This window comes from Mycolicibacterium sp. TUM20985 (assembly GCF_030295745.1).
Taxonomy (GTDB): Bacteria; Actinomycetota; Actinomycetes; order Mycobacteriales; family Mycobacteriaceae; genus Mycobacterium.
In genome coordinates this window covers 2,139,445-2,152,453 of the sequence record NZ_AP027291.1, presented here as the reverse complement: position 1 = coordinate 2,152,453, position 13,009 = coordinate 2,139,445, and the positions used below count along the sequence as shown (strand labels likewise).

At 67.9% G+C, this 13,009-nt stretch carries 11 protein-coding genes; 7 read left to right on the top strand and 4 right to left on the bottom strand.

Features of this window, described 5'->3' with window-relative positions; genetic code table 11:
- Position 1: 1 nt before the first annotated feature.
- Positions 2-424, bottom strand: a complete 423-nt coding sequence (locus QUE68_RS10540) for a DUF3052 domain-containing protein (protein ID WP_286275571.1) — start codon at positions 422-424, stop codon at positions 2-4.
- A gap of 84 nt (positions 425-508) precedes the next feature.
- Entirely contained in the window at positions 509-1,015 is a 507-nt protein-coding gene (locus QUE68_RS10535) for a hypothetical protein (protein ID WP_286275570.1), read from the bottom strand.
- A 221-nt stretch (positions 1,016-1,236) separates the two neighbouring features.
- Between QUE68_RS10535 and aceE the strand changes: the two genes are divergently transcribed.
- From aceE to QUE68_RS10500, 7 genes are all read left to right on the top strand, one after another.
- On the top strand, positions 1,237-4,029 hold the full coding sequence (gene aceE / locus QUE68_RS10530; RefSeq protein ID WP_284225992.1) for a pyruvate dehydrogenase (acetyl-transferring), homodimeric type: 2,793 nt from the start codon (positions 1,237-1,239) through the stop codon (positions 4,027-4,029).
- Between the two features lie 48 nt (positions 4,030-4,077).
- Positions 4,078-5,340 carry a PucR family transcriptional regulator gene (locus QUE68_RS10525; protein WP_286275569.1) on the top strand — a complete coding sequence of 421 codons (1,263 nt, stop codon included), beginning with the start codon at positions 4,078-4,080 and terminating at the stop codon, positions 5,338-5,340.
- 153 nt (positions 5,341-5,493) lie between these two features.
- Entirely contained in the window at positions 5,494-6,405 is a 912-nt protein-coding gene (locus QUE68_RS10520; RefSeq protein ID WP_284230835.1) for an ACP S-malonyltransferase, read from the top strand.
- Positions 6,406-6,503: 98 nt separating this feature from the next.
- The gene (acpM, locus tag QUE68_RS10515) at positions 6,504-6,797 is read left to right on the top strand and encodes a meromycolate extension acyl carrier protein AcpM (RefSeq protein ID WP_284225990.1); all 294 of its coding nucleotides are present in this window, start codon (positions 6,504-6,506) and stop codon (positions 6,795-6,797) included.
- A complete protein-coding gene (gene kasA / locus QUE68_RS10510) occupies positions 6,794-8,044 on the top strand; it encodes a 3-oxoacyl-ACP synthase KasA (RefSeq protein WP_284225989.1) in 1,251 nt (416 codons plus the stop codon). Before acpM ends, kasA begins: the two co-directional genes overlap by 4 nt.
- Before the next feature lie 106 nt (positions 8,045-8,150).
- Positions 8,151-9,347 carry a 3-oxoacyl-ACP synthase KasB gene (gene kasB / locus QUE68_RS10505; protein WP_286275568.1) on the top strand — a complete coding sequence of 399 codons (1,197 nt, stop codon included), beginning with the start codon at positions 8,151-8,153 and terminating at the stop codon, positions 9,345-9,347.
- Between the two features lie 16 nt (positions 9,348-9,363).
- Positions 9,364-10,797 (top strand): acyl-CoA carboxylase subunit beta, encoded by a 1,434-nt coding sequence (locus tag QUE68_RS10500; protein ID WP_286275567.1) that lies wholly within the window; start codon positions 9,364-9,366, stop codon positions 10,795-10,797.
- A 64-nt stretch (positions 10,798-10,861) separates the two neighbouring features.
- Here the strand turns inward: QUE68_RS10500 and QUE68_RS10495 are convergent, their stop codons facing one another.
- Together QUE68_RS10495 and QUE68_RS10490 are read right to left on the bottom strand one after the other, a co-directional pair.
- Positions 10,862-12,412, bottom strand: a complete 1,551-nt coding sequence (locus QUE68_RS10495; RefSeq protein ID WP_286275566.1) for a glycerol-3-phosphate dehydrogenase/oxidase — start codon at positions 12,410-12,412, stop codon at positions 10,862-10,864.
- Positions 12,409-12,993, bottom strand: a complete 585-nt coding sequence (locus QUE68_RS10490) for a TetR/AcrR family transcriptional regulator (RefSeq protein ID WP_286275793.1) — start codon at positions 12,991-12,993, stop codon at positions 12,409-12,411. Before QUE68_RS10490 ends, QUE68_RS10495 begins: the two co-directional genes overlap by 4 nt.
- Positions 12,994-13,009: the final 16 nt, after the last annotated feature.

Sequence of the window (13,009 nt, the reverse complement as noted above, 5' to 3'; positions counted from 1 at the left end):
CTCAGCGCCGGCCCGCGGACTTCGACTTGGGCTGGACGAGCCTGCTGGCGATCCAGTCGCCCAGGTTCGCCGACGAGGTCTGCATCAGACCTGCGGTCGGCGCGGACTCCGCGATGTCGGACGGGCGGACGTGGCCGGGGTGACCGGTCTTGGGCGTCACCACCCACACGACACCGTCCTCGGCGAGGGGGGTGATGGCGTCCATCAGCCGATCGACGAGATCGCCATCGTCGTCGCGCCACCACAGCAGCACCACGTCGATGACTTCGTCCGCATCTTCATCGAGAAGATCGCCACCGCATGCGTCCTCGACGTCGAACCGGATGTCATCGTCGGTGTCCTCGTCCCAGCCCAACTCCTGGACGAGATGATTCTTCTCGATGCCCAGTTTGCGGGCGTAGTTCGGCGAATCCGCCGCAACCACCGCTTCCTCCTTCAGCCTGCGTGTCAGCTTTGACCTATCGTCGCACGTCTTGGGTCTTCGCCCGACGCCTGGCGGTCCGAAGAGTCAATATGCGGCGTCACAGGCCGTCCCCGCTGCCGTCTTGGAATCGTTGAGCGCACGGATCGCGGCGTTGAACTCGTCGGGTCCCGGGTTGCCCGAGAGGACGCCGGCAAGCTGTCGCGCGGAGTCGACCCAACCGTTCAAGGCGCTGGTCAGGTCGGCCGCCAGGAGCGGCGACAGGCTGCCCGCCACCAGGTCGGCGCTGCGGTTGAGCGCGTCGACCGCAGGCGCAATCCTTCCCGGCGCGTCGGGCGCGTCGTTGTTGTAGGCATCGACGTAGGAGTTCACGGCCTGGACAGATTCGTCGCTCGTGGAGCCGAGCGCATCGCAGGACGTGCGCACCGCAGCCTTGGTCACGGCCACCTGCCGCTCTGACTCGGACACCGCGATCGAGGACGCCACCGACGCGCGGTAGTCGGGTGCTGCGTCGGCGTCGGGACTGGCCGCCCCCTGGGTGATGGACGTGCACCCCACGATGATCATCGCCAAGCCCGCGACGCTCCCCGTCACGAGGCAGCCGACGCGACGTCGACGTGCCCGGGGGAAAGTCGTCACAGTCTTCAGACCGTACCGGTTTGCCGGATCGGTCGCCGGGTCATTTCTCCTATGCCAACCCCGGCCGAGCACGTCGGGCACGATGGGGGCACGATGGACAGGACGCTGAAGAAGAAGATGAACGTCACGTGCGACGGGGTCACGAGCTCCCGATCACGCCTATCAAGGAGCGGCAGTTGACCACCGAGTTCGCCCGCCAGGATCTGGCCCAAAACTCCGGCACCGCAAGCGAACCCGATCGGGTGCGCGTCATCAGGGACGGCGTTGCCTCCTACCTTCCGGACATCGACCCCGACGAGACCAACGAGTGGCTCGAGTCGTTCGACGCTCTGCTGGAGCAGTCCGGCCCGGCCCGGGCGCGTTATCTGATGTTGCGCCTACTCGAGCGTTCTGGCGAACAGCGTGTCGCGATCCCGGCGCTGACGTCGACGGACTACGTGAACACCATTCCGACCGAGCTCGAGCCGTGGTTTCCCGGCGACGAGGACGTCGAGCGCCGTTACCGCGCCTGGATCCGGTGGAACGCCGCCATCATGGTGCACCGCGCTCAGCGGCCGGGAGTCGGTGTCGGCGGCCATATTTCGACGTACGCGTCGTCGGCGGCCCTTTACGAGGTCGGCTTCAACCACTTCTTCCGCGGCAAGTCCCACCCCGGCGGCGGTGACCAGATCTACATCCAGGGCCATGCCTCGCCCGGCATCTACGCGCGGGCGTTCCTCGAGGGCCGGCTAACCGCCGACAAGCTCGACGGGTTCCGCCAGGAGCACTCCCATCCCGGGGGCGGCATCCCGTCGTACCCCCACCCGCGGCTGATGCCGGAATTCTGGGAGTTCCCCACCGTGTCGATGGGGCTGGGCCCCATGAATGCCATCTACCAGGCACGGTTCAATCACTACCTGACAGACCGCGGGATCAAGGACACCTCCAATCAGCACGTGTGGGCGTTCTTGGGTGACGGCGAGACCGACGAGCCGGAGAGCCGCGGGCTGGCGCACGTCGCCGCGCTCGAAGGCCTCGACAACCTGACGTTCGTCATCAACTGCAACCTGCAACGCCTCGACGGACCGGTGCGCGGCAACGGCAAGATCATCCAGGAGCTGGAGTCGTTCTTCCGTGGCGCGGGCTGGAACGTCATCAAGGTGGTGTGGGGCCGGGAGTGGGACGCGCTGCTGCACAAGGACCGCGACGGTGCGCTGGTCAACCTGATGAACACCACCCCCGACGGCGACTTCCAGACCTACAAGGCCAACGACGGCGGCTACGTTCGCGACCACTTCTTCGGCCGCGACCCGCGCACGAAGGCGCTCGTCGAACCGATGACCGACGCCGAGATCTGGAACCTCAAGCGCGGCGGCCACGACTACCGCAAGGTCTACGCCGCCTACCGGGCGGCCATGGAGCACAAGGGGCAGCCGACGGTCATCCTGGCCCACACCATCAAGGGCTACACCCTCGGCAAGCACTTCGAAGGCCGCAACGCCACCCACCAGATGAAGAAGCTGGCGCTGCAGGACCTCAAGGACTTCCGCGAGGCCCAGCGCATCCCGATCACCGACGCCCAGCTCGAGGAGAACCCCTACCTCCCGCCGTACTACCACCCCGGGCCCGACGCGCCCGAGATCCGCTATCTGCTCGACCGGCGCCGGACCCTCGGTGGCTTCCTGCCCGCGCGGCGGAACAAGTCGAAGGCACTGCCGCTGCCCGGTAGCGACGCCTACAAGACCCTGAAGAAGGGTTCGGGCACCCAGGCCGTCGCCACCACCATGGCGGTCGTCCGAACCTTCAAGGAACTGTTGCGCGACAAGGAGATCGGCAAGCGCATCGTGCCGATCATCCCGGATGAAGCACGCACGTTCGGCATGGACTCGTGGTTTCCGAGCCTGAAGATCTACAACCGCAACGGACAGCTGTACACCGCCGTCGACGCGGAGCTGATGCTGGCCTACAAGGAAAGCGAGATTGGCCAGATCCTCCACGAGGGCATCAACGAGGCCGGCTCGACGGCATCGTTCACCGCGGTCGGCACGTCGTACTCCACACACGACGAGCCGATGATCCCGGTCTACATCTTCTACTCGATGTTCGGCTTCCAGCGGACCGGCGACGGGTTGTGGGCGGCGGCGGACCAGATGGCGCGCGGCTTCGCGCTCGGCGCCACCGCGGGCCGCACCACGCTGACCGGCGAGGGCCTGCAGCACGCCGACGGGCACTCGCTTCTCCTGGCGTCCAGCAACCCGGCGGTCGTGGCCTACGACCCAGCGTTCGCGTTCGAGATCGCCTACATCGTCGAGAGTGGACTGAAGCGGATGTTCGGCGAGGACGCCGAGAACGTCTTCTTCTACATCACCATCTACAACGAGCCCTACGTCCAGCCCGCCGAGCCGGAGAACTTCGATCCCGACGGGGTCCTGAAGGGGATGTACCGGTATCGAGCGGCGAAGGAGAAACGCACCAACGTCGCGCAGATCCTCACCTCGGGCGTCGCGATGCCTGAGGCACTGCGCGCTGCGGACCTGCTTGCGGCGGACTGGGACGTCGCCGCCGACGTGTGGTCGGTGACCAGCTGGGGTGAGCTCAATCGCGACGGCGTGGCCGTCGAGAAGGAACGGCTGCGCCACCCCGACCAGCCCGCCGCCGTCCCGTACGTGACGAAGGTGCTGGAGTCCACCGCCGGACCGGTCGTGGCGGTGTCCGACTGGATGCGGGCCGTCCCCGAGCAGATTCGGCCCTGGGTGCCCAACACCTACGTCACGCTGGGCACCGACGGCTTCGGCTTCTCCGACACTCGGCCCGCCGCCCGGCGGTACTTCAACACCGACGCGGAGTCGGTCGCGGTGGCGGTGCTGGAGGCGCTGGCCCGCGACGGCGAGATCGATCCGTCGGTGGCCATCGCCGCCGCCAAGCAGTACCAGATCGACGACGTCCTGGCCGCGCCGGTGCAGACCTCCGACCCGGGCCCCGGCGCCTGAACCCCGAATTTGGAGGATACCGCTAGAAATCGGGCGTATCTTTTAGGGGTGACCGACAATCTCACCCCGGCGGCACTGGAACTTCTCGACACCGTCCCGGAGGCACTGCTGCGACGGGTCAAGCAGTACTCCGGGCGGCTGGCCACCGAGGCCGTGCACGTGATGGGCGAGCGATTGCCGTTCTTCGCCGAACTCGAGGCGTCGCAGCGGGCAAGCGTGCAGCTGGTGGTGCAGACGGCGTTGGTGAACTTCGCCGAGTGGATGCGCGACCCTCGCGGCGACGTCGGCTACACCGCGGAGGCGTTCGCCCTCGTTCCCCAGGAGCTCACGCGGCGAATCGCCCTGCGACAGACGGTCGACATGGTCCGGGTGACGATGGAGCACTTCGAGGACGCCGTCCCGATGCTTGGCCGCAACGCCGACCAGAAGACGGCCTTGACCATCGGCATCCTGCGCTACAGCCGCAACCTCGCGTTCGCGGCCGCGTCGGGGTACGCCGACGCCGCCGAGGCACGGGGAGCCTGGGACACCCGGATGGAGGCCAACGTGGTCGACGCCGTCGTCCGCGGGGACATCGGGCCGCAACTGCAGTCCCAGGCGGCCGCGCTGAACTGGGACGCAACCGCTCCGGCGACCGTGCTCGTCGGCTTTCCCCGGCCCGGCCGCGCCGAGTACGCGAGCGAGGACGTGCACGAGATCGTGAACCGCCACGGTCGCGCAGCCCTCTCGGACGTGCACGGGACGTGGCTGGTCGCGATCGTGTCGGGGCACCTGTCCCCCACCGATAAATTCCTTGCGGAGCTCCTCGAGGTCTTCGCGGACGCGCCGGTGGTGATCGGCCCCTTCGCGGCGTCGCTGGTGGCGGCGCACTACAGCGCCGCCGAGGCCATCGCGGGGATGAACGCCGTCGCGGGCTGGAGCGGCGCGCCACGGCCGGTGTCCGCCCGCGAACTCCTTCCGGAGCGAGCCCTCCTGGGCGATCCGTCGGCGGTCGCCGCACTCGACTCCGACGTCATGCGACCGCTCGCCGACGCAGGTCCGGCGCTGACCGAGACCCTCGACGCCTACCTCGATTCGGGGGGCGCCATCGAGGCCTGCGCCCGCAAATTGTTCGTTCATCCAAACACCGTCCGCTACCGGCTCAAACGGATCGCCGACTTCACGGGTCGCGATCCCACCCTGCCGCGCGACGCCTATGTTCTACGGGTGGCCACGACCGTAGGTCGGCTCGGTCGGCAGCCGACGTCCACCAGCACGGCAAACGCCTCCGTGACCCAGATGACAGCTCGGAGCGGGGGTGAACCCGCTTAATCTTCGATTTGATCGTCGCTTTCTGATCTCGTTGCAGTCCCATCACATGCTGTTTTGTGGGTTCTCCACAAAAACATAAGACCAGGTTCATAATCTCTTACACCACGCAAAACGGGTTTCACAGTGTTCTCTTAATTCGTGCCCCAAACACCCGTGCTTGCGCTGCTCGCTCCCGGACAGGGATCGCAGACGCCCGGCATGCTCTCCCCGTGGCTGGAACTGCCGGGTGCCGACGAGCGCATCGCCGCGTGGTCCGAGGCCATCGGCCTGGATCTGGCCCGGCTGGGCACCACCGCAACCGCCGACGAGATCACCGACACCTCGGTCACGCAGCCTCTGGTCGTCGCCGCGACGCTGCTGGCACATCAGGAAGTCGCCAAGCGCGGCCTGCTGGCCGACGCCGAGACGGTGGTCGCCGGACACTCGGTCGGTGAGATCGCCGCCTACGCGATCGCTGGCGTGCTCTCCGCGGACGACGCCGTGAGGTTGGCCGCCACCCGCGGTTCCGAGATGGCCAAGGCCTGCGCGATCGAACCCACCGGCATGGCCGCCGTGCTCGGAGGCGACGAGGCCGCTGTACTTGAAGCGCTGGCTCGATTCGACCTGGTGCCCGCCAACCGCAACGCCGCCGGACAGATCGTCGCCGCAGGCGCCGTGTCGGCGCTGGAGAAGCTCGCCGAGGATCCGCCCGCCAAGGCGCGCGTCCGACTGCTGGCGACCGCAGGCGCCTTCCACACCCATTTCATGTCCTCGGCGTTGGTGGGCTACTCGGCCGCCGTCGACGCCGTCACCACCGGTGAGCCGACGGCCACCCTGCTGTCGAACGCCGACGGCCAGCCCGTCACGACGGCCGGTGACGCGATGTCCAAGCTCGTCGCCCAGCTGACCCGGCCGGTGCGCTGGGACCTGTGCACCGAGACCATGCGGCAGCACGACGTCGCGGCGATCGTCGAGTTCCCGCCCGCGGGCACCTTGGTGGGCATCGCCAAACGAGAACTTCGGGGTGTACCGACGTACGCCGTCAAGACCCCCGCAGACCTGGACGGGCTCTCCGAGCTCGCCTAGGCCAAATTTCCCGGCCCCGCCGGGAAAGACAACTCCATATCGGCACTCCACCAGGGAGTGCCGATGCCACGAGAAACACAGAAATAGAAGGAGCCACAGTGGGCGCCAGCCAGGAAGAAATCATCTCGGGTCTCGCAGAGATCATCGAAGAGGTCACCGGCATCGAGCCGTCCGAAGTGACCCCCGAGAAGTCGTTCGTCGACGACCTGGACATCGACTCGCTGTCGATGGTCGAGATCGCGGTGCAGACCGAGGACAAGTACGGCGTGAAGATCCCCGATGAGGACCTCGCCGGTCTGCGCACCGTGGGTGACGTCGTCGCCTACATCCAGAAGCTCGAGGAAGAGAACCCCGAAGCTGCCGCAGCACTGCGCGACAAGTTCACGTCGTGACCCGCCCTTCCACTGCTAACGGCGGTTTCCCGAACGTCGTCGTGACCGCCGTCACGGCGACCACGTCGTTGGCTTCGGACATCGAGAGCACGTGGAAGGGTCTGCTGGCGGGCGAGAGCGGCATCCGTGTCCTTGACGACGATTTCGTCGGCAAGTGGGATCTTCAGGTCAAGATCGGGGGGCACCTCGCGGAGCCCCTCGATCCCCTGATGTCTCGCCTGGAACACCGCCGCATGTCGTACGTCCAGCGCATGTCGAAGTACGTGGGCAATCAGTTGTGGGACTCCGCCGGCCGGCCCGAGGTCGACCCCGACCGTTTCTCGGTCGTGATCGGCACGGGCCTCGGCGGTGGCGAGAAGATCGTCGAGATGTATGACGCGATGAACGAGGGTGGGCCCCGCAAGGTGTCCCCGCTCGCCGTTCAGATGGTCATGCCCAACGGCGCGGCCGCAGTGGTGGGTCTCGAACTCGGGGCCCGGGCCGGTGTCATCACGCCGGTGTCGGCATGCTCGTCGGGGTCGGAGGCCATCGCTCACGCGTGGCGTCAGATCGTGATGGGTGACGCCGACATCGCCGTCTGCGGTGGCGTGGAAGGCATGATCGAGGCGCTGCCCATCGCGGCGTTCTCGATGATGCGGGCCATGTCGACGAAGAACGACGACCCCGAGGGTGCGTCGCGACCGTTCGACAAGAACCGGGACGGCTTCGTCTTCGGTGAGGCCGGCGCGATGATGATCATCGAACTCGAGGAGCACGCCCTTGCCCGCGGCGCCAAGCCGCTGGCCCGGGTCATGGGTGCCGGCATCTCGTCGGACGCCTTCCACATGGTGGCTCCTGCGCCGGACGGTCTGCGGGCCGGCCACGCGATGAAGCGGGCGATGGAGACGGCGGGCCTGTCCCCCAAGGACATCGACCACGTCAACGCGCACGCCACGTCCACCTCGATCGGCGACGTCGCCGAGGCGAACGCCATCCGGTGCGCCGGTGTGGAGCACGCCGCGGTGTACGCGCCGAAGTCGGCACTGGGCCACTCCATCGGCGCCGTTGGCGCACTGGAGTCCATCCTGACGGTGCTGGCGCTGCGTGACGGCGTCATCCCGCCGACGCTGAACTACGAGACGCCCGACCCCGAGATCGATCTCGATGTCGTCGCGGGTGAGCCTCGATACGGCGACTACCAGTACGCCATCAACAATTCCTTCGGCTTCGGTGGACACAATGTCGCCCTGGCCTTCGGGCGGTACTGAGCAGCCGTTCCGGCGCTGTGAGATTGAAAGGTAGCCCCGTTTGACTCGTTCGGCTCGTCCCTTAGCGGGGAGCGGTCTCCCCAACGTGGTCGTCACTGGTTTCGCGATGACGACCGCGTTGGCGACCGACGCCGATGGCACCTGGAAACGGCTGCTCGACGGGGAGAGTGGCATCCGCACGCTGGATGACTACTTCGTCGAGCTGTACGACCTGCCCGTCCGCATCGGCGGACACCTGCTGGAGAACTTCGAGAGCGAGTTGACGCCGGACGAACTCCGTCGGAGCTCGTATCTGCAGAAGATGGCGACCACCGTCGGCCGACGAGCCTGGGAGCACGCCGGCGCGCCGGACGTCGACACCCGGCGCCTTATGGTGTCGATCGGCACCGGTATGGGTTCGAGTGAGGAACTGCTCTACGCCTACGACGCCCTGCGGGAGAAGGGCCACGCGGCCGTCGCACCGCTGGCCGCGCAGATGTACATCCCGAACTCGCCGGCTGCGGCCGTGGCGCTGGAGCGCGGGGCCAAGGCAGGCGTCGTCACCCCGGTGTCGGCGTGCGCGTCGGGCAGTGAGGCGATCGCCAACGCGTGGCGAAACATCGTGCTCGGTGAGGCCGACGTCGCCATCTGCGGTGGCGTGGAAACCAGGATCGAAGCGGTGCCGATCGCTGGCTTCGCCCAGATGCGAATCGTGTTGTCCACCACCAACGACGACCCCGCGGGTGCGTGCCGGCCGTTCGACAAGGATCGCAACGGCTTCGTGTTCGGCGAGGGCGCCGGGCTGATGGTCATCGAGACCGAGGAGCACGCCAGGGCCCGCGGAGCCAACATCCTGGCCCGGCTGATGGGCGCGGGTGTCACCTCCGACGGCTATCACATCGTGGCGCCCGATCCGAGTGGCGATCAGGCGGGGCACGCGATCACGCGCGCCATTCAGCTCGCCGGCCTGCAGCCGGGCGACATCGACCACGTCAACGCTCACGCCACCGGGACGTCGGTTGGCGACGTGGCCGAGGGCAAGGCCATCAACAACGCGCTCGGCAGCAACCGGCCCGCGGTCTACGCACCGAAGTCGGCGCTGGGCCACTCCGTCGGCGCGGTCGGAGCGGTCGAGGCCATCCTGACCGTGTTGGCCCTCCGGGACGGCGTCGTCCCACCCACGCTCAACCTGCGCAACCTCGACCCCGAGATCGACTTGGACGTGGTCGCCGGCCAACCGCGGCAGGGAAATTACAAGTACGCAATCAACAATTCGTTTGGATTCGGCGGGCACAACGTTGCGATCGCCTTCGGGAAGTATTGAGACCAAGGAGATATTCATGACGACGGTTGAGAACCGGCAGGCCCCCGAAGTGGTCGACGAAGCCCTGGATCCCCGCGATCCCCTCCTGCGCCTGCGCGCGTTCTTCGACGACGGCACCGTGGAACTGCTCCACGAGCGCGACCGCTCCGGCGTGCTCGCGGCGTCCGGCACCGTCAACGGCGTTCGGACCATCGCCTTCTGCACCGATGGCACGGTGATGGGTGGCGCGATGGGCGTCGACGGGTGCCGCCACATCGTCAACGCCTATGACACCGCCATCGAGGACCAGAGCCCGATCATCGGCATCTGGCACTCGGGTGGCGCGCGGCTGGCCGAGGGCGTCAAGGCCCTGCACGCCGTCGGTCTGGTGTTCGAGGCGATGATCCGGGCGTCGGGCTTCATCCCCCAGATCTCCGTGGTCGTCGGATTCGCTGCGGGCGGAGCGGCTTACGGCCCCGCACTGACCGACGTCGTGATCATGGCGCCCGAGGGTCGCGTCTTCGTCACCGGCCCCGACGTGGTCCGCAGTGTCACCGGTGAGGACGTCGACATGGCGTCCCTCGGCGGCCCGGACACCCACCACAAGAAGTCCGGCGTGTGCCACATCGTCGCCGACGACGAGGTCGACGCCTACGAGCGCGGCCGTCGTCTCATCGGGTTGTTCTGCCAGCAGGGACATTTCGACCGCACCAAGGCCGAGGCGGGCGATACCGACCTGCGCGCCCTGCTGCCGGACTCGGCGCGCCGCGCGTACGACGTGCATCCGCTCGTCTCCGCACTGCTCGACGAAGAGACCCCCTTCGACGAGTTCCAGGCCAAGTGGGCGCCCTCGATGGTGGTCGGTCTCGGTCGGCTGGCCGGTCGGTCGGTGGGCGTGCTGGCCAACAATCCGCTGCGGCTCGGCGGCTGCCTGAACTCCGAGAGTGCCGAGAAGGCAGCGCGATTCGTTCGCCTGTGCGATGCGTTCGGCATCCCGATCGTCGTGATCGTCGACGTGCCCGGATACCTGCCCGGCGTGGATCAGGAGTGGGGCGGTGTGGTCCGCCGCGGCGCGAAGCTGCTGCACGCCTTCGGCGAATCGTCGGTTCCCCGCGTCACGCTGGTGACCCGCAAGATCTACGGTGGCGCCTACATCGCGATGAACTCGCGATCGCTGAACGCCACCAAGGTGTTCGCGTGGCCGGACGCCGAGGTCGCCGTCATGGGCGCCAAGGCCGCGGTCGGCATCCTGCACAAGCGCAAGCTCGCCGCGGCCGCTCCCGAGGACCGCGAGGCCCTGCACGAGGAGCTGGCCGCCGAGCACGAGCGAATCGCGGGCGGCGTGGACAGCGCCATCGAGATCGGCGTGGTGGACGCGAAGATCGATCCCGCGCACACCCGAAGCGTGCTGACCCAGGCGCTGGCCGAGGCACCCGCGCGTCGCGGCCGCCACAAGAACATCCCGCTGTAGGCTACCCCCCTGCGCCGAAACTGCATTCCCTGTCATCACCGCTGCGGCTCAATGACAGGGAATGCTAGTTCGCGTGAGTGGCGATGAATTCCTCGGCAGAGGTGACCGCTCGCTCGCGGTCACCGGCGACCAGCCCGATGCGCGTCCGGCGGTCGAGCACGTCGTCGACGGTCAGCGCCCCCTCGTGAGTCGTGGCGTACTCGAATTCGGCACGGATGACGTCGATTCCATCCGCCACGGGTGCATTGGGGCGTTCGCAGGTGGCGCGGGCGATGACGTTCGGTGCCTCCGCGCCATAACGCGCGACGAGTGACGACGGCAGGTCGATGGGTGAGCGCAGCGTCGACACCGGGTTCGCCGGCGCACCGACCAACGGCAGGTTGCGGGTGCGGCACGGGCCGGCCGCGAGGTCCCGAACGGCCACCGCGCGGTCGAGCACGTCCTCGGCCATGAAGCGGTACTCCGTCAGCTTCCCGCCGATCACGCTGAGGACGCCGTTCGTCGACTCCACCACGGCGTGCTCGCGCGACACGTCGGCCGTCCTGCCACTGCCGGTGTCGATCAGCGGCCGGAGCCCTGCATAGGCGCCGATGACGTCAGCTTCGGTCAGGGCGACGTCCAGTGCGGTGTTCACGGTGTCCAGCAGGAACGTCACCTCCTCGGGCGTCGGTTCGGGTACGTCGGGGATGGGCCCCGGCGCGTCCTCGTCGGTGAGCCCGAGGTATACCCGCCCAAGTTGTTCGGGCATGGCGAACACGAAGCGATTGGTCTCGCCGGGGATCGGAACCGTCAGTGCCGCAGTCGGATTGCCGAAGCTGGCGGCATCGAACACCAGGTGCGTGCCGCGGCTGGGTCGTAGCCTGATCGACGGGTCGACCTCGCCTGCCCACACTCCGGACGCGTTGATCACCGCACGCGCGCCCAACTCGAAGGATTCCCCTGTGAGCTGATCGGTCAGACGCACCGACGTACCCGTGGCCTCCGATGCCGCCATGCGCAACAGGATTCGTGCCCCATGCTGGGCGGCAGTGCGCGCGACGGCAACCACCAACCGCGCGTCGTCGATCAGCTGTCCGTCGTAGGCCAGCAGGGCACCGTCGAGCCCGTCGCGCCGCACCGTCGGCGCCAACTCGATGGCGCGGGCGGCCGGTACGCGCCGTGACCGCGGCAACGTCGACGCGGGAGTGCCCGCCAGTCTCCGCAGGCCGTCCCCGGCGCTGAAGCCGAAGCGGACCAGCGCCCGCGAGGGGCCGCTCATCGACGGCAGCAGCGGTATGAGCTGCGGCATCGCGGTGACGAGGTGAGGAGCGTTGCGCGTCATGAGGATTCCACGTTCGACGGCGCTGCGGCGGGCGATGCCGACATTGCCCGTGGCCAGGTACCGAAGGCCGCCGTGCACCAGCTTCGAACTCCACCGGCTGGTTCCGAAGGCGAGGTCGTGCTTCTCCACCAAGACGACCGACAGTCCGCGGGTCGCCGCATCGAGCGCGATCCCGGTGCCGGTGATGCCACCGCCGATGACGACGACGTCGACGTTCGTGCCGTCGCCGAGTGCGGCCAGGTCGGCGGTGCGACGGGCGGCGTTGAGGGCCGTCGACGGGGTGCTGACGGTCATGGCTTGAGGTATCCGTTCAGTGCCAGGGCCAACTCGGTGACCAGGTCTTCGGCGGGCAGCATCGACTCCACCATCTGAGCGGACAGGATCGTCGACTGGGTGATCAGCAGGCTCATCGCCGCGAGTTGCCTGGCGTCGCCCGCCCGAACGCTGCCCTCGTCCTGCGCCGACTTGATCTCGCCGGCGACGGTGTCGAGCAGGATTTGCTGGCTGGTACCCAACCGTTCGGAGAGATAGAACATCGCGAGGTCGGGCGCCTGGTGCAGTACCGACATGATGACGTCGTCGCGGCGCACGCGCTGGGCCACGGCGACGACGCGCGCCACGAGCGGCTTGCGGCCGGTGCCCCGGCTCGGCACGGCGTCGAGTGCGTGGGTGATCCGGCTGGTCAGGAGCGCAGCGAGGATCGAGCGTGCATCCGGAAAGCGCCGGTAGACGGTGGGCCTGCTGACCGCGGCGCGGCGGGCGATCTCGGCGAGCGTGACGCGGTCCACGCCGAAGGCGAGCACGCATTCGGCAGCCGCCTCGAGGATGCGGTGTTCGACCGGACGCGACCGTTCGTCGTTACTGATTGACATGATCTGTAATACTGTAACG